A 17,948-nucleotide genomic window follows, 5' to 3' on the forward strand; every position below is an offset into this window, starting at 1 on the left:
ATCAGTATAGATTTCATAGTAGGTAAGAGGTGATTTTTTTGTATTTGAAACGATTAGATATTCAAGGCTTTAAGTCCTTCGCTGATAAAATAGATATGCACTTTGAAGGTGGTATTACAGGAGTTGTAGGACCAAATGGTAGTGGGAAGAGTAATATTTCCGATTCCATCCGATGGGTACTGGGGGAGCAAAGCCCCAAGTCTCTACGGGGATCTAAAATGGAGGATGTTATTTTCGCTGGTACTACATCCAGAAGACCTGTTGGTATGGCGGAGGTTTCCTTAACTTTAGATAATACATCTCAAATGCTGCCTATAGATTATGGGGAAGTCACCATTACTCGGCGGGTATACCGTTCTGGGGAAAGTGAGTATTATCTAAATAAATCCTCCTGTCGTCTAAAGGATATACGGGAGCTGCTAATGGATACGGGGATAGGTAAAGAAGGATACTCTATCATTGGACAGGGTAAAATTGACGAAATCCTCAGTAGTAAACCTGAGGACAGACGACTCATCTTCGAAGAAGCAGCTGGGATTGTAAAGTACAAAAACAGAAGAGATGAAGCAGAAAAGAAACTATCCTCCACCAAGGACAATCTCTCCAGAGTGGCAGATATTCTACATGAGCTGGAAAATCAACTGGAGCCCCTTAGACGCCAAAGCAATAAAGCAAAAAAGTACAAGGATTTGAGGAATGGCTTAATTAAACTGGAGGTTAACCTGTTTATTCAAGAAATTGATAAAATAGATGGGGACCTTAAAATGCTTTTAGAGCAGATTGAGTCAATAAAAGACTCAATTGAACAGCAAACGAAGATTAAACTACAGCACCAGGGCAGTATGGAGAAAATCAATAACCAATTGAAGCAACAGGAGGAAGAATTTGGGCAAATTCAAAACCAATATTATCAATCGGAGAATTCCATTAAAAGTAAGGAAGGGATCATTTCATTAAATCAAGAAAAGATTACCCACAATGATGAGAATCTACATAGGATTCGGTTGGAAATTGATAATATCCAACAGTCGGAAAAAACAGCATCAGAAGAATTAGAAAGAAAACTACAGGCACTCGAGGCTAAAGGGGAAGAATTAGAAAGTCTTAAAAAACATTTAACAACCAAAATATCCCAATATGAGGCTCAGACAAAGGTTAATTCTTCAAAAGAAGAAGATTTAGAAAAATCTAAGGCTTTAATTATCGATACCTTAAACGAAATATCCGATAAAAAAAGTGAATTAAATAGTCTTAGAACCCTTATTAAGACCATGGATGATCGATTGCAACAAGTCCAAGGGGAAGTAAAAAGATATCAAGATCAGGTAAAGGCTAATGGAGCCCACATGACACAGTTGGAAAATGATCTTATAGAAATAGAGGAATTAATCCGTAACACTGAGTCAGAAGGAACAAAGGTTCTAAAAAGTCGTGGAGAGCTGGAAAAGAATCTTTATCAAGTGACTAAGGACTTGAATGAAAGAAACAACCAGCTTAATCATAAGAAATCTAGAAAAAATCTCCTAGAGGAGCTGGAAAAGGAGCATGATGGTTTTAATAAGAGCGTCAAGAATATTTTAACCGCCTGTGAAAAAAACCCTCACCTAGGGAGGGGTATCCATGGGGTTGTGGCAGACTTGATTAAAGTTCCAAAGGGCTATGAATTAGCCATTGAGACAGCATTAGGGGCTGCCATCCAAAATATTGTCAGTGAATCAGAAGAAGATGGTAAGCGAATCATTGACCATATGAAGCACAACAACCTAGGAAGAATTACCATCCTTCCCATCAGTGCCCTGCAGCCGAGGGGTATCCACAAGGATGAAAAAGAAATGATTAATGATTGTAAAGAGGTGCAGGTTGCCTTTGATCTAGTGGAGGTTGACGAAAAGTTTCAAGGGGTATTCTCTAACCTGTTGTCGAGGGTGCTAATTGTGCCAAACCTAGATATCGGTATTCAGGTTGCTAGAAAACTACAACACCGTTTTAAAATAGTCACGATCGATGGGGATGTTCTAAATATCGGTGGGTCTATGACTGGGGGGAGTGCCCAGAAGCAGGGTTCAGGGATACTGGGTAGAAAAAGAGAGCTAGAGGATTTAACTGAGCTGATTGACGTGTTAAACAAGGAAATAGAAGAACGACGACAAAAACTAGATGAAATTCAAAATCAGCATACTGAAATTAATAGGATTATAAGTGAGATTAATCAACGACAGCAGGAAAATAGAATCAAAGAGGTTACGATTAAGAATAAGTTGGAGCAGATAATGGCTGAAAAACAACAGCTTATGAAGACGCTACAGCAATTTACCCAAGAGGTGGGGCAACTAGAGTCCGTAAAAATGGATTCGGAAGAAAAGCTCAAGGTGAGGGATTCTGAAATATGCCTACTGGAATCCAAAATATCTGATACTCAGCAACAGGTGAGTTATTTTCACAAGGATCTTCAATCGGAGAAAGGTCTCTTGGAGGCCATTAACAATGAGATTACCCAAGATAAAGTTAAGGTTGCAGGCATAGAAGGGGAGAAAAACGCCCTTTTACTGGAGATCGATGGCCTTAAAAAATCTATAAGAAATTATAAAGAATTGATTTATGACAAGGAAAAGGGCATAGGACAGCATCGAGAAAAAAATCATCAACTACAGGAAGCGCTAGAAAAGCAGGCGGAAGAATTAAATCAACTGAAGCTTCTGGCTGAGGAACTTAATGCCCAGATGAAGAATCTTAAAGTGAGGAAGAATGAGATTCTTAAATCAGAGACAGAGGTGAAGAGAAAGCTAGGTCATGTAGAAAAGGTCATAGGTGAATTACAAGAAAGTAGTCATAAACTTGACTTGAGAAGAACTCGACTGGAAATGCAGCAACAAAGCTTTTATAATAAATTATGGGAAGAATATGAACTGACCTACAATTCAGCCCAAGGCTACAAGGAAGAAATCTCAGACCTAGGGCAAGTACAAAGGGAAATCAAAAAATATAAGGATGAGATTAAATTCTTAGGTAGCATCAACCTTGAAGCGATTGATGAGTACGACAAGGTAAAGGAACGCTACGAATTTATGAAGCAACAGCAGGGAGATTTAGTGGAGGCAAAGGATTCCCTCGCAGATGTAATTAAAGAAATGGAAAAGACGATGGCAAAACAGTTCTTAGAACAGTTTGAAATTATTAAGAAAAACTTTAATGAGGTGTTTGCAAAGCTTTTCGGTGGAGGCAAGGCAGATTTAATATTAGAGGCCAATGGTGATATACTAAATTGTGGTATTGATATCAACGCACAGCCACCAGGAAAGAAACTTCAAAATCTTTCACTTCTTTCAGGAGGAGAGAGGGCTTTAACTGCCATTTCATTATTGTTTGCCATTCTTTTAGTAAAGCCGAGTCCCTTCTGTATACTAGATGAGATTGAAGCGGCCCTGGATGATGCCAATGTAAAACGATTTGCCAGCTTCCTAAAGGAGCTTTCAGAGACAACGCAGTTTATCGTTGTTACCCACCGTAAAGGAACGATGGAGATGGCTGACGTATTGTATGGTGTGACCATGGAGGAAGAGGGAGTATCCAAATTAGTTTCAGTAAAATTAACAGATAATAACGAAGTGATTGCCAGTTAGGAGGGGTTATATGTTTAAAAAATTATTAGACAAACTTAAGGGGAAAGACAAGCAAAACATTGAAGTGGTAGAGTCCCAAGAGGTGCAAGGAATCATAGAAGAACTTGAAGAGCTTGAAGGTCAACAAGAACCAAATGAAGAAGCTATCCAAGAAATTCAAGAGGAGCTAGTTGAAGAGGTTCAAGAAATTTTGGAGGAAGAACCTCAGGAAGAATTAGTGGAGGAAGCTCCTAAAGAAAGTATTGAGGAAGAGCCAGCAGTAGAGGAAGAGCCAGAGGTGGAAGAAAAGCCTGTGGAAGAGGTTGTAGAGATAGAGGATGTTGAAGAGGAAGTACAAGAAGAAGTGCAAGAAGAGGTACAAGAGGTTGTAGAGACAGTTACTGAGAAGGTAAGTCTATTCAAACGATTAAAAGAAGGTCTTTCAAAGACTAAGCAAGGGATCACTGGCAAAATTGAAAACCTCGTTAAGTCCTACCAAAAGATTGATGAAGAATTGTTTGAGGAGTTAGAGGAAATCTTAATTACTGCTGACCTTGGGGTAGATACAACAATGGAGGTAATTGATGATTTAAGGGATCGTATTAAGAAGGAAAAAATCACAGATCCAAACATGATTAAAGAATTGTTAAAGGATAAGTTAGCGTCGATCTTAGATGAATTCTCTGAGGGTGAAATTCTAAATGTAGAGCCAAGCCCAGCAATTTTATTAGTGGTAGGAGTAAATGGTGTAGGTAAAACAACTTCTATTGGTAAGATTGCCCACAAGTTAAAGAAACAGGGTAAGAAGGTTGTATTAGCAGCTGGAGATACCTTTAGAGCAGCGGCGGCAGACCAGCTACAAATATGGGGAGATCGTGTTGGTGTAGATGTTATTCAGCACCAAGAAGGTTCTGATCCAGCAGCAGTAATTTTTGATGGAATTCAGGCGGCTAAGGCTAGAAAGGCTGACGTTTTAATCTGTGATACTGCAGGAAGACTTCATAATAAGAAGAACCTAATGAATGAGTTAGGTAAAATCGATAAAATCGTTGAAAGAGAATACAGCGAAGCTACAAGGGAAGTTTTGTTAGTGCTAGACGCCACTACAGGTCAAAATGCGATTCAACAGGCAAAGGTTTTTAAAGAGGTGACTGATATAACAGGACTTGTCTTAACCAAGCTTGATGGGACTGCAAAGGGTGGGGTTGTTATCGCCATTAGTAGAGAGCTACAAATCCCCGTAAAACTCATTGGAGTTGGGGAAAAAATGGAGGACCTACAAGAGTTTAATTCCCAAGCCTTTGTCGCTGCATTATTTGGTGAAGAATAATTTTCAAAAAGTATTTGACACAGGCTTAAATTTATTATAGAATATGTCTGTAAAGGAAACTTACTTTACACATACTAACACTGAATAAAACATAGGAAGTGTTGAAAATGATGCTGGAAAAAACAATTGAAATATCTTTATTGTTTGATTTTTATAGTCAGCTGTTGACGGATCGTCAACGGGAAATGATTGACTTATATTATAACCAAGACTTCTCTTTAGGAGAGATTTCTGAGACTTTTGAAATTTCTAGACAAGCCGTTTATGATACCCTTAAACGTACAGAAAAAATCCTATACGAATATGAAGAAAAGTTGAAATTGGTTAAGTTGTTTACCAGCCGCAGTGAAAAATTACAAAAGACCTTGGAGACAATATTGACTCTTGAAGATGAAATCCAAAAGGGGTCCACCAAGGAAGCTTTAATGCAACCATTAGATGAAATAAAAGAATTACTCACAGAGATGTTGAATTAATAGATTTTCGAGGAGGTTTCGTGATGGTCTTTGAGGGATTGGCAGAAAAACTCCAAAACACCTTGTCAAAATTAAAGGGAAAAGGAAAGGTTTCTGAAAAAGATGTAGCAGAAGCCATGAGGGAAGTTAAACTTGCCCTGTTGGAGGCAGATGTTAACTTTAAAGTAGTTAAAGATTTTATTAATAAGGTTAAAGAAAGAGCAGTTGGGTCTGATGTATTGGAAAGTTTAACTCCTGGTCAGCAAATCATTAAAATAGTAAATGAAGAACTAACTGCATTAATGGGTACCACCCAGAGTAAGCTTACTTTTGCATCAAAGCCCCCTACAATCATTATGATGGTAGGCTTACAGGGTGCTGGTAAGACAACTACTTCTGGTAAATTAGCAAAAATGCTAAAGAAACAAGGAAAAAGACCCCTATTGGTGGCAGGGGATATTTATAGACCAGCCGCAATCAAACAGCTACAAGTTGTGGGGGGACAGGTGGATGTACCTGTGTTTACCCTAGGGGATCAAACAAGCCCCGTAGAAATTGCAAAGGCAGCTTTAGAACATGCCAACAAAAACGGCAACGACGTAATGCTGGTGGATACAGCAGGTCGATTGCATATAGATGAAGCGCTAATGGAGGAATTACAAAACATTAAAAGTGCTATTAAACCCCACGAAATTTTGTTAGTGGTGGATTCCATGACAGGGCAGGATGCAGTAAATGTTGCCCAGCACTTTAATGATCAACTTGGAGTTGATGGGGTAATCCTAACAAAACTCGATGGTGATACCCGTGGTGGTGCTGCCCTTTCAGTAAGAGCAGTTACCAACAAGCCGATTAAGTTTGCAGCCCTAGGTGAAAAGCTAGATGATTTAGAGCCCTTCCATCCAGATCGAATGGCTTCAAGAATTCTTGGTATGGGGGACGTATTAAGTTTAATTGAGAAGGCTCAAGCAAACTTTGATGAGAAAAAGGCTAAAGAATTAGAAAAGAAAATTAAGAGCCAATCCTTTACTTTTGAAGATTTCTTAGATCAATTACAACAAGTACAGAGTATGGGACCAATTAGCCAGCTTTTAGAAATGATTCCCGGTGCTGGAAAGCAGTTGAAGGGCATGGAGGTTAATGAAAAGGAATTACTTCATATCCAAGCCATCATTCAATCCATGACTAGGGAAGAAAGGATAAATCCTTCAGTTCTAAATGCTAGTCGAAGAAAAAGAATTGCTGCTGGTAGTGGAACCAGTGTGCAACAGGTAAATCGTTTGATTAAACAGTTTGAACAAACGAGGAAAATGATGAAACAATTTACCGATATGGAGAAATCAATGAAAAAGGGTGGTAAGTTTAAATTACCTTTCTTTGGAAGATAAATTTCAAATTTTGTGATTTGAAGGAGGTGAAAGAAAGATGGCAGTTAAGATTAGATTAAAGAGAATGGGTGCTAAGAAAAGACCTTTTTACAGAATTGTAGTTGCTGACTCAAGAGCACCAAGAGATGGTAGATTCATCGAAGAAATCGGATACTACAATCCAGTTTCCGAACCAAAGGAAATTAAGATAGATGATGAAAAGGCTAACAAGTGGCTAAACAATGGAGCACAACCTACTGACACTGTAAAATATCTACTTAAGAAAAACGGCATTATTGAATAATAATGTACTTTAGGAGGTTTTACAAATGGGCGAATTGGTAAAAGTTATAGCCAAAGCTTTAGTGGACTTTCCGGAACAAGTTTCAGTTAATGAGGTAGAAGGAAATTCATCTATTATTGTTGAACTTAAGGTAGCCCCAGAAGATATGGGAAAAGTTATAGGAAAGCAAGGTAGAATAGCTAAAGCAATTAGGACTGTTGTAAAAGCCGCAGCTACCAAAGATAATAAAAGAGTCATTGTAGAAATCATCTAGAAGGATTAGGTATACCTAATCCTTCTTCAATATCCAAAATTATTTTAGAGACTAGGATAAAAGTAGGTGCTAAAGGATGAAAAAGTTAAAAGTAGGACGAATCATTAATACCCATGGTATAAAGGGGGGATTAAAGGTTACACCCTTAACTGATGAATTAGAACGGTTTGCAGAATTGGAGTGGGTATACATCGAGGGTGTGGAGGGAAAATTCTACATTAATAAGGTTCAATATCAAAAAAATAATGCCATCATCACTTTTAAGGATCTTGATGATATAAACTTAGTTGAAAAATTCAAAACCAAGTTCTTGTACATTGATGAGAGTCAAAAAAGGGAATTGCCAGAGGATACCTTTTATATTTCAGACATTATCGGGCTTAAGGCTTATACTGTAGATCATGTTTATTTAGGCAAAGTTAAGGATATACTACAGGCAGGTTCAAATGAAGTGTATATTATTGCCAATGAAGATGGTAAGGAATATCTGATTCCTTCTGTAAAGGAATTTATTCCTGTTATCGACATAGAAGGTGGTAAAATCATAGTAGATCCAATAGAAGGAATGATCGAATGATAATCAGGATTTTGACATTGTTTCCCCAGATGTTTGATGCTACCCTTGGTTCTAGTATTCTTCAAAGGGCTAGGGAAAAGGGGCTACTGGATATAGCCTGTATCAATATACGGGATTATGCTTCAAATAAGCATAAAAAAGTGGATGACTACCCTTATGGGGGTGGTGCTGGTATGGTGATGACTCCCCAACCAATCTTCGATAGCCATCAAGCGGTTGTTGAGGAATTGAAACTGGAAAAGAAGCCACGGACAATTTATCTTTCTCCTAAGGGAAGAGTCTTCAATCAAGAAATCGCCCAAGAGCTGGCACAAGAAAAGGAATTAGTATTCCTCTGTGGACACTATGAGGGAATCGACCAGAGGGTAATTGATGAATTGGTAACGGATGAAATCTCCATTGGTGATTATGTTCTAACAGGTGGAGAAATCCCTGCGATGGTGGTGATTGACGCCCTGTCTAGGATGATACCCGGGGTTCTGTCCCAAGAGGAGTCCTATGAAGAGGAATCCTTCTATTCTGGGGTGTTAGAATATCCCCATTATACCCGTCCAGCGGAATTCCGAGGGTTAAAGGTGCCGGATGTCCTCATGTCTGGAAATCATAAGAATATCGACACATGGAGAAGGAAGAAATCCCTAGAGATGACTATGGAGAGACGACCTGATTTGATGGAGGGATTACAGCCATCAAAGGCTGATTTAAAGCTGTTGGCGGAACTGAAAAAAGAAAATAAAAAATAGTATATTCACCTATTGTCTAGTTAAAATAGGTATGATATAATTACAAAGGTAATACGGGCGGTCCTCTATGACTATGATAGCATAAGAACGTCTAGGAAGGAAGGAGGGACAAACTATGGATTTATTAAAAGCGTTTACAAGCGAACAAATTAAGAAGGATTTACCAGAATTTAATACAGGTGATACAGTTAAAGTTCACGTTAGAATTAAAGAAGGTAACAGAGAGAGAATCCAGATTTTTGAAGGTATCGTTATCAAAAGACAAGGTGGAGGAATCGCTGAAACTTTCACTGTAAGAAGAATTTCTTACGGTGTAGGTGTAGAAAGAACCTTCCCAGTAAACTCTCCTAAAATTGAGAAGATTGAAGTAGCTAAGCGAGGAAAAGTTAGAAGAGCTAGAATCTACTACTTAAGAGATAGAATCGGTAAGGCTGCATTCAAGATCAAGGAAAGAAAAAAATATTAATTTGTTTAATAAAGGGACTGCATGCAGTCCCTTTATTGTACTCATTAACCTGTATAATATATAATAAGGTAATCTTTTAAAAGATAAGATTTTTAATACCTTAATGGGTAAAACATAAGGAGAGATTATGACTGCTTCAACATATAAAGTATATAACTCCTTATGTATTATAAAAAACATATATGTTTAAAATAGATATACATAAATAGGAATATAGGAAGAGGAGATGATGTTATGATGAACATCAACTGGTATCCTGGCCATATGAAGAAAACTCGGGAACTATTAAGGGAGCAGCTAAAGCTAGTAGACGTAGTTTTTGAACTACTTGATGCTAGACTACCCTTTAGTAGTAAAAACCCTGATATAGACAATATTATCGGTGGAAAACCAAAGGTAGTCATCCTTAACAAGGTGGACTTAGCGGATCCAGACCGAACAAATAAGTGGATCGAATACTACAAGGCCCAAAACATTACAGCCATCCCTATTAACACCATAGCAGGTACTGGTCTAAGACAAGTAATGGCTGAGGGAGAAAGGGCAGTAAAGGATAAAATGGAGGCATGGATTAAAAAGGGTAGAAAACCAAGAGCCGTCAGAATTATGATGGTGGGAATCCCCAACGTAGGTAAGTCTTCTATTATTAATAGACTGGCAGGAAAAAAGAGTGCCCAAACTGGAGACAGGCCTGGGGTAACAAAGGGAAAGCAATGGATTCGATTAAGGGGAAATATGGAGCTTTTAGACACTCCCGGTATATTATGGCCTAAATTTGAGGATCAAGAAGTTGCCATCAAGTTAGCCTTTACGGGAGCAATCCGTGATGAAATTATGGATGTAGAAACTTTGGCTCTACGGTTGATCGAGTACCTTGTAGAACATCATCCAGAAAAGATTAAGGAACGATACAATCTTTCGGGGGAAGCAGGGACTCCACTTGAGACTATGGAGGAGATGGCAATAAAGCGTGGTTGTATCATTAAACGTGGTGAGGTAGACTATACTAGAATAGCCAATATCGTATTGGATGAATTCCGTGCGGGGAAAATTGGTAGAATTACATTAGAAAGTCCACAGGAATTAATGGAAGAAAAGCAAGAGAATGAAGGAGAGCAGGATGATCAGCAATCCGAACAGATGAAGGTACTAAGTCAAGAACAAATGGAAGCTGTAGAAGAAGATGTAAGAGAAGAAATAGAAGATAAGCTAGTAGAGTAGGAAAATCTTTAGAAAAGCAAATAGATATTTTTGGTCGTATATCCATATGGTGACCCAAGGAAATGTTTGTTGGCTATAATGGATAAAGTATTGATAAAGTGGGGAGCGAAAAAATGAGTAATCTAGAGTTAGAGCAACAACTATGGGATTTTGGACATGATCTAATTGCCTGCTGTGATGAAGTGGGTAGAGGTTGTCTTTTTGGTAGTGTTTTAGCAGCATCTGTAATTATGCCAAAGAATTTAATTATTGAAGGTGTGAGGGACTCTAAAAAGCTAAGTGCTAAGAAGAGGGAAACATTATATGAAATCATTAAAGAAGAGGCTATTGCCATTGGTGTAGGTACTGTGTCGGCTAGGATTATTGATGAAATTAATATTAAAAATGCCACTAGATTAGCCATGAAGAAGGCAATCGCAAGTTTAAAGGACAAAGAAGGAAATATCATTACACCGGATTTTCTTTTAATAGATGCTGAGGAAGTGGATTTAAAGACACCTCAGAAAGCAATCATCAAAGGAGATGATACCAGCCATGGAATTGCCTGTGCTTCAATCGTAGCAAAGGTGATACGGGATAGAATGTGCCTTAAATGGGCGGAGGAATACCCCCTGTATGGCATAGAGCAACACAAGGGGTACGGGACTAAGCTCCATAAAGAAGCCTTGATAACTTATGGTCCCAGCGATTTACATAGAAGAAGCTTCTTAAAGAAGATTATTGCTGTGTAGTGGGGATGGTTATGAAAAAGCAATTGGGGGCTTTAGGGGAAGCCAAAAGCTGTGCTTATCTAATTAATGAAGGTTATGAAATATTGGACCGCAATTACCGAACTAAATTTGGAGAAATAGATATTGTAGCAAGAAAAGGTGATACCGTTGCCTTTGTGGAGGTTAAAACAAGAAGATCCATTGGCTTTGGATTACCTCGCGAAGCTGTAAACACCCGTAAGCAGATAAACTATTATCGACTTGGAGAGTACTATATACAGACCCATCGATATCTAAAAAGTGTCAGTTATCGCTTCGATGTGATGGAGGTCTACAAGGATGGAGAAGATTTTCGAGTGGAGCATATTGTGAATGCTTTCTAAATATTACAAAAAACCAGCACCCTTACGTATTTATATACGCTGCGGAGGCTGGTTTTCTTTTTTATTGAATCTAAAGGCTTTTGAACAGGCTAGAGATTATTGTCTTTGAGAGCAATCTTTTTGATAGGCCATCAGTACAAGGAAAATATATTTTATGTTGATACTTGGTCTATTTCAATATTTCAGCCATAGGCTTAGAAGGCGTGCTTGGATAGTCGATGACTTCCCCTTCCCAAGTTCTGATTTTCACATAGTCTTTACCGTGGGAAATAAGGTATTGAGGTAGAATGGGAGTTTTACCCTTACCCTTTGGTGCATTGATAATATAGGTTGGGATAGCCATACCAGAGGTGTAGCCCCTTAAATACTCCATGATTTCAATTCCTTCATTTACTGATGTCTTGAAATGGGTAGTCCCTAATACCTTCTTAGCATGGAAGATATAGTATGGTCTTACACGACATTTTAATAACTCTTGGTTCATTAATCGCATAACAAACTTGTCGTTGTTAATTCCATTTAATAATACAGCTTGATTTCCTAAAGGTACACCAATGTTAGATAGTTTATCACAGGCTTCTTTGGCTTCTTTAGTGATTTCTTTAGGATGGTTAAAATGAGTGTTGATGTATATAGGGCTGTACTTCTTTAGGATGTTTAATAAGTCGTCTGTTATACGTTGAGGCATTGTTACTAGGGTTCTAGTGCCAAGTCGGATATAATCAACGTGGGGGATGCTGTGGAGCTCTCCTAAAAGCCAGTCTAAAGTGGCATCTGAAAGGGTAAAGGCATCTCCACCAGTTATTAACACATCTCTAACCTCTGGAGTATTTCTAATATAATCAATAGACTCCTGTAACTCTTCCCTTGGAGTGTGCTGATCTAGAGTTCCAATATTTCGTCTTCTTTGGCAATGTCTACAATACATTGCACATTCGTTGGTAACGTTTATGATTAGACGATCTGGATAACGTCTAGTGATTGAACCGGCTGGATTCGTAAATTCCTCCGCCATCGGGTCAGTGCTCCCTACAGCCTTTTCGATTTCTACTTTTGTTGGAACAGACATCAATTTGATAGGATCATACTTGTTGTTATCATCGATTAACGATAAGTAGTAGGGGGATATTGCCCATCTGAATTTCTTGTGAACGCGTTTAACTGCTTTGATTTCATTTTCATCTAATTTGATAATTTGAGCTAATAAGTCAACATCGCTAATACGGTTGCTGAGTTGCCACTTCCAATCATTCCAATCCTCCTCAGTTGCATTTAACAGTGATAGGATTTTTTTCTTTTTTTCATCTTGTTTACTAGTTTCTTCTTCGGATAATCCTCTAGGGATACTGTCTCTTGCTGTTAAAAAATCTTCAATTCTCGATTTTAGCTCATGAGCTCTCTGTAGTGAAATTTCTCGACTGTTTCTTTCTTCCATTAAATCTCCTCCTTAAAAAACTATGTTTATCTTAATATAATTTGTGGTAATATAGGATTTGATAAAAAGAACTTAAAAATTCCTATTAAAAAAGAACGCAAATAAAACATAGATGATTGTCTATATTTTTGCAAATTTAAGAAAACCAAGAAATTAAAATTGGTTGTGTTTGATATTAACTAATATACTAAAAAATAGGTTATAAATGATTGAATGAGATAGTGAAACTTACTTTGCTAACTTTACAAAGGGCTTGTATTACATGCCAGCAAAACTTGAGATGTAAGCCTCATAACAATAATTGGAAACCTCATATGAAGGGATATAACCCAGTTTGATTTCATGATTGGAGTCTTTCGTATTAAGAAATTTTATCATATATAAATTAATATGTCAAATTGATGAAAATATACCATAAATTTTTCCATACAAAGGGACTCTGGCACTAGGCGACAAAATAATGTTACGAAATATTAATAAAAAAGAAGGACAAAAGACCCATTACATAGAACCTAGATTATTACACCTTAAAAATGTTAGGAAGTGGAAGAATGTTGGCGAAGATTAAGTCCTGTTGTATCAATGGACTAGATACAGGAGAAATTGATGTAGAAATAGATTTATCCAACGGGTTGCCTGTTACAAATATTGTAGGGCTACCAGACCAAGAGATAAAAGAATCAAAGGAAAGAGTCCGGGCAGCCATCAATAATAGTGAATTTGATTTTCCCCTAAGAAGAATCACCATCAACTTAGCACCAGCCGACACTAAGAAGGTGGGTACTCATTTTGATTTACCCATAGCCCTGGGAATATTAAAGGCATCAAATCAGTTTAGGGCAGATAATCTTAGTGATACGGTAATCATGGGGGAATTGGCTTTAGATGGTAAAATCCATAAAATCAATGGGGTATTACCCATGTTGTTATCCATGTATGAAAAGGGGTATAAAAGAGTCATCCTACCCCATCAAAATATAGAAGAAGCAAAATTAGTAAAGGAAATGGAAAGTATAGGTGTATCAAGCCTAAAGGAAGTAGTGGATTTTCTCAATGGTGATTGCATAATTGAAACGGTGGTAGGTAAAGAAATAGATTTGCAGGATAGCTTAGATATTTTGGAAGACTTTAAGGATATCAAAGGACAGGATAACTTAAAAAGAGCAATGGAAATTGCCGCTGCTGGAGGACATAATCTTTTAATGGTGGGGCCTCCGGGGTCAGGTAAGACCATGGCAGCCAGACGATTGCCATCAATATTGCCTAATCTTACCTTTGAGGAAGCCATCGAAATCACAAAAATATATAGTGTTGCAGGTTTATTAGACCACGGGGAAGGTATGATTAATATAAGACCTTTTCGTTCACCCCATCACACCACCTCCACCATAGCTCTAACGGGCGGGGGGAGAATTCCAAAACCTGGTGAAGTCACCTTGAGTCACTATGGAGTATTATTCTTAGATGAATTGCCTGAGTTTAATAAAACTACATTAGAAGTATTGAGGCAGCCTATAGAGGACGGATATATCAGTATTTCAAGGGTAAATGGTTCCTACGTCTATCCATCTAAATTTATGTTGGTGGCATCCATGAATCCATGTCCATGTGGATACTATGGCAGCAGGACAGAACAACAGTGTACCTGTAGCCCAAACGAAATTAGAAGATATATCAGTAAAATTTCTGGACCATTGCTGGATCGAATAGACTTAATCGTGGAAACCTCCGCCGTCACCTATACTGATATGGTCTGCAACCAGAAGTCGGAGGGCTCAAAGGAAATACGACAAAGGGTGAAGAAGGCAAGGGAATTCCAGTTGGAGCGATATGAAGGGAAAAATGTATTGTCAAATTCCCAGTTAAGTCCATCGGATATAAAAAAATATTGTAAACTAGATAAAGATGCTGAGGAGCTAATGAAGGTAGCCTATGACCGAATGAAACTCAGTGCAAGGGGTTACAATCGGATCCTAAAGGTTGCCCGCACCATTGCAGACCTAGACCATCAAGAGGAAATAGCAAGCAATCATGTGGCAGAGGCGTTACAATATCGAAATATGACGCTATTAAAATAATAGGAGGAATGCTTGGCAACACCCCATTCCCTCCAATGGAACAACCAACCGGGAAAACTAAGTACTTGATGTTGGATGTGGTCATGGGGCATCCATAGTGATATTTCAGACATTAGAGAAGTGTATAACAGGATGTGCTATTGTGAGAGGAAATTTAAAGACAAAAATATCGAGTAGGCTATTAATGCTGATACCATTCGTATGATTAGATCGCTTTGGAATACAAACGTTTAACTAATGATGAGACAGAGTGGAAATTGAGGAAAATTATTAGAGGGGGTAAATTCATATGAAGGTTGAAATACTTAAGACTAAGATGGGGATGGGAGTGACGTTTATTCTATTAGTTGGAGCTATAGTTGGTTCATTGAACTTTTATATTGTCTCACCACAAGACGCTGCAGAAACCATCATAAAAGAGCTCTCTGTAGGAAATGAGGTGTTTGACATCACTGAAGATCAAAAACAGCTAGTCAATCAGGTGATCTTTGGAGTAAATGAGTACGATTTGCCAAGTCTAGTAATGAAATTTAATAAGTCTGTAGAAATCAGAAAGGGATTATTTCAAAAATTAGATATCGAAGAAGTAGAGACTTCAGGTTATGACAAAGATCTTCGTCGCGTAGCCATAAGGGTAAATTTAAAGGATACAGTAGGTGAGGATGGAGTTTTATTAACAAATGAACGAACCTACACTGGTGTAGTTATGCTGACTCTTCAAAAGGTCAGCATGAGAAAATGGGGAGTGGAAAAGGTTGAGGCAGTCCCATTTAGGGATACAAGCATTTAAAATAACAGGAATGCAAGGTGGCGGCATAGGCTAGACATCCTACAGTTGTCACCTTTTTTACGTTAATATATAATTATTAGGAGGGCTTATACTATGGAACAACAGACAATAACACAACCAATTTTAGAGACAAATAGATTAATATTAAGGCCATTTGAATTAACCGATGCAAAAAGAGTGCAGGAGCTGGCTGGGGATGAAAGGATTGCATCTACAACCCTTAATATACCCCACCCCTATAAAGATGGAATGGCAGAGGCTTGGATTAATACCCATGACAAGAATCTTCAGGAAAAGATTGCAATAACCTATGCAATCACCCTAAAGGAAGGTAATGTTCTAGTAGGGGCGATTGGTTTAATGCTAAAGGTCTTTAATAAGGCTGAAATGGCATACTGGGTAGGGGTGCCCTACTGGGGGAAGGGATATTGCTCAGAAGCAGGAAAAGCTCTAATGAAGTTTGGCTTTGATGAACTAGAACTCAATAAGATATATGCCTTATGTATGAAGGGAAATCGTGGTTCTAGCAAGGTGATGGAAAAGATGGGGATGATTTTCGAAGGATTAAAAAGAGAGGATGTTATGAAATGGGGGGAATATGTTGATCTTGAAAGTTATTCTATCCTAAGGAAAGAATATGAAGGAAAATAGCTTAGAGGGATCATGTTCACAGACTAATTGGTGAAGTACATTATAGATAATGGCAAAAAGTGTCTTATAAAGGAGTCTACTTATGAAGAAAGTTATAATCTCGATTTTGATTTTAGGTTGTCTATGTCTTGGTTGGGGAGGGTATCAGTATTACTCCATCAGTCAGGTTGGAGAATACGCCTCCCCCGTCGAGGCGGACGTCATTATAATTCTTGGAGCAGCCGTATGGCAACATGGTCCTAGTCCTGCTTTACAAGCTCGAATCATCCATGGGATGAATATATATAAAGAAGGGTTGGCAGATTATATAATCCTTACTGGTGGAATGGGTACATATCCCCCTACCGAGGCGGAAGTCATGAAGGCGGGATTAATTTCCCTAGGAGTTGAGGAAGAGGTTTTGTTTTTAGAGGATCAGGCAACCAGCACCTATGAAAATATAGAATTCAGCAAGGAAATAATGGAGAAACATCAGTGGCAAACAGCGATTATCGTTACAGATGTATTCCACATGAAAAGAGCCTTGTTGATGGCTGAAAATCAAGGAATCACCACCTATGGAGCTCCTGTCAAGGATACTACACTGTATAGAAATAAGGCATTAAAATTTCGTTACACCTTGAGGGAGGTTTCGGCGATTACCTACTATTATATACAGTCTTTTTTTAGAAAATAAACAAGTTGAAATGAGGGAGGATAGCAACTAAACATGACACCAGAAATTAATAACTGTAATAACAGTTGTAACAGTAAAAAAGTCATATCATTAAGGAAATAAGAGGCTGGAGTTTGTCTATCGGACTAGCCATAGTGGCAGCTTTATTGATTAATATTTTTATTCTTGAGCTCTATACTGTACAGCAGACCTCCATGATGCCGACCTTCAGTGATGGAGATCAAGTGATGGCTTGGAAATTGAACCTTTTCTTAAAGCAGGAACCGAATTATGGAGATATTGTCATTGTCGATAGCAATGTTGAAAGAATGAGGACCCTTAAAGATGAGATAAAGGAAACTGCGCTAATCAATAGAATTATTGGCAATCAAAACAAACGTACATGGATCAAAAGGATTGTTGGAAAGCCTGGAGACTATCTGGAAATGAAAGAAAACAAGATTTACAGGAATGGAGAACTTGTGGCAGAGGACTATATTCTTGAGGAGATGAGGGTGTCATTTTCACCAATAACTGTTCCTGATAATCATTATTTCGTAATGGGGGATAATAGGAATAATAGTAAGGATAGTCGAATGATTGGAGCTATTCCATCTGAGAATATACGGGGGAAGGTAGTTCTGCGGTTTATACCCTTCGGGAAGAGGAGGTTATTTTATAACGAATAGGAAAGTTCTACATTAAATTAATATGAAAGAGAACTTTTTCGTAAATGAGTTTCAACATAAGTCATCAATTAAATCTTCCGAAGGCAGACTTTGTTCATTCGATAAAATACTACAGGTTATGGTGGAAAATGTTGAAATTTTGCTATTTCCAAGGCAATAAAATCCTTTAACTTAAAGATAGCCAATGTTTTAAAGGATTGGAGGGATTGTAGAGGTAAGATCCTGTGGTATAATATTAGATA

The 17,948-nt window shown here is 38.0% G+C and carries 18 protein-coding genes; 17 read left to right on the forward strand and 1 reads right to left on the reverse strand.

The annotated features are described in order from the left end of the window. Positions 1-29: 29 nt before the first annotated feature. The 12 genes from smc (at position 30) to JOC73_RS00740 (ending at position 11,408) form a co-directional block, all read left to right on the forward strand. Positions 30-3,620: a chromosome segregation protein SMC gene (smc, locus tag JOC73_RS00685; RefSeq protein WP_334297430.1), complete on the forward strand. Its 3,591-nt coding sequence runs from the start codon at positions 30-32 to the stop codon at positions 3,618-3,620. A gap of 10 nt (positions 3,621-3,630) precedes the next feature. Beyond that, positions 3,631-4,929, forward strand: coding sequence for a signal recognition particle-docking protein FtsY (gene ftsY, locus JOC73_RS00690; protein ID WP_204399917.1), 1,299 nt, complete (start codon positions 3,631-3,633; stop codon positions 4,927-4,929). 107 nt (positions 4,930-5,036) lie between these two features. Beyond that, positions 5,037-5,405 carry a YlxM family DNA-binding protein gene (gene ylxM / locus JOC73_RS00695; protein ID WP_243427815.1) on the forward strand — a complete coding sequence of 123 codons (369 nt, stop codon included), beginning with the start codon at positions 5,037-5,039 and terminating at the stop codon, positions 5,403-5,405. 23 nt (positions 5,406-5,428) lie between these two features. Next, positions 5,429-6,772, forward strand: a complete 1,344-nt coding sequence (gene ffh / locus JOC73_RS00700) for a signal recognition particle protein (protein WP_204399918.1) — start codon at positions 5,429-5,431, stop codon at positions 6,770-6,772. A 37-nt stretch (positions 6,773-6,809) separates the two neighbouring features. Continuing rightward, positions 6,810-7,055 (forward strand): 30S ribosomal protein S16, encoded by a 246-nt coding sequence (gene rpsP / locus JOC73_RS00705; protein WP_204399919.1) that lies wholly within the window; start codon positions 6,810-6,812, stop codon positions 7,053-7,055. 25 nt (positions 7,056-7,080) lie between these two features. Continuing rightward, on the forward strand, positions 7,081-7,308 hold the full coding sequence (locus JOC73_RS00710) for a KH domain-containing protein (RefSeq protein WP_204399920.1): 228 nt from the start codon (positions 7,081-7,083) through the stop codon (positions 7,306-7,308). A gap of 76 nt (positions 7,309-7,384) precedes the next feature. Beyond that, complete coding sequence (rimM, locus tag JOC73_RS00715; RefSeq protein ID WP_204399921.1) at positions 7,385-7,885, forward strand: ribosome maturation factor RimM; 501 nt, start codon at positions 7,385-7,387, stop codon at positions 7,883-7,885. After that, positions 7,882-8,628, forward strand: coding sequence for a tRNA (guanosine(37)-N1)-methyltransferase TrmD (gene trmD / locus JOC73_RS00720; protein ID WP_204399922.1), 747 nt, complete (start codon positions 7,882-7,884; stop codon positions 8,626-8,628). The genes rimM and trmD overlap by 4 nt, the downstream gene beginning before the upstream one ends. 115 nt (positions 8,629-8,743) lie before the next feature. Continuing rightward, positions 8,744-9,094 (forward strand): 50S ribosomal protein L19, encoded by a 351-nt coding sequence (gene rplS / locus JOC73_RS00725; protein WP_204399923.1) that lies wholly within the window; start codon positions 8,744-8,746, stop codon positions 9,092-9,094. A gap of 234 nt (positions 9,095-9,328) precedes the next feature. Further along, the gene (ylqF, locus tag JOC73_RS00730) at positions 9,329-10,315 is read left to right on the forward strand and encodes a ribosome biogenesis GTPase YlqF (protein ID WP_243427816.1); all 987 of its coding nucleotides are present in this window, start codon (positions 9,329-9,331) and stop codon (positions 10,313-10,315) included. A 113-nt stretch (positions 10,316-10,428) separates the two neighbouring features. Further along, positions 10,429-11,046, forward strand: a complete 618-nt coding sequence (locus JOC73_RS00735; RefSeq protein ID WP_204399924.1) for a ribonuclease HII — start codon at positions 10,429-10,431, stop codon at positions 11,044-11,046. 11 nt (positions 11,047-11,057) lie between these two features. Further along, positions 11,058-11,408 (forward strand): YraN family protein, encoded by a 351-nt coding sequence (locus JOC73_RS00740; protein ID WP_204399925.1) that lies wholly within the window; start codon positions 11,058-11,060, stop codon positions 11,406-11,408. Positions 11,409-11,577: 169 nt separating this feature from the next. Here JOC73_RS00740 and eam read toward each other — a convergent pair whose 3' ends face one another. Continuing rightward, positions 11,578-12,843, reverse strand: a complete 1,266-nt coding sequence (gene eam, locus JOC73_RS00745; RefSeq protein ID WP_204399926.1) for a glutamate 2,3-aminomutase — start codon at positions 12,841-12,843, stop codon at positions 11,578-11,580. 551 nt (positions 12,844-13,394) lie between these two features. Between eam and JOC73_RS00750 the strand changes: the two genes are divergently transcribed. From JOC73_RS00750 to lepB, 5 genes are all read left to right on the forward strand, one after another. After that, a complete protein-coding gene (locus tag JOC73_RS00750) occupies positions 13,395-14,921 on the forward strand; it encodes a YifB family Mg chelatase-like AAA ATPase (protein WP_204399927.1) in 1,527 nt (508 codons plus the stop codon). A 289-nt stretch (positions 14,922-15,210) separates the two neighbouring features. After that, positions 15,211-15,711, forward strand: coding sequence for a hypothetical protein (locus tag JOC73_RS00755; protein ID WP_204399928.1), 501 nt, complete (start codon positions 15,211-15,213; stop codon positions 15,709-15,711). 93 nt (positions 15,712-15,804) lie between these two features. Beyond that, complete coding sequence (locus JOC73_RS00760) at positions 15,805-16,362, forward strand: GNAT family N-acetyltransferase (protein WP_204399929.1); 558 nt, start codon at positions 15,805-15,807, stop codon at positions 16,360-16,362. Positions 16,363-16,444: 82 nt separating this feature from the next. After that, complete coding sequence (locus JOC73_RS00765) at positions 16,445-17,038, forward strand: YdcF family protein (RefSeq protein ID WP_204399930.1); 594 nt, start codon at positions 16,445-16,447, stop codon at positions 17,036-17,038. 113 nt (positions 17,039-17,151) lie between these two features. Next, positions 17,152-17,706 carry a signal peptidase I gene (gene lepB, locus JOC73_RS00770; protein ID WP_204399931.1) on the forward strand — a complete coding sequence of 185 codons (555 nt, stop codon included), beginning with the start codon at positions 17,152-17,154 and terminating at the stop codon, positions 17,704-17,706. Positions 17,707-17,948 lie beyond the last annotated feature (242 nt).

It is taken from the genome of Alkaliphilus hydrothermalis (assembly GCF_016908555.1).
GTDB lineage: Bacteria > Bacillota > Clostridia > Peptostreptococcales > Natronincolaceae > Alkaliphilus > Alkaliphilus hydrothermalis.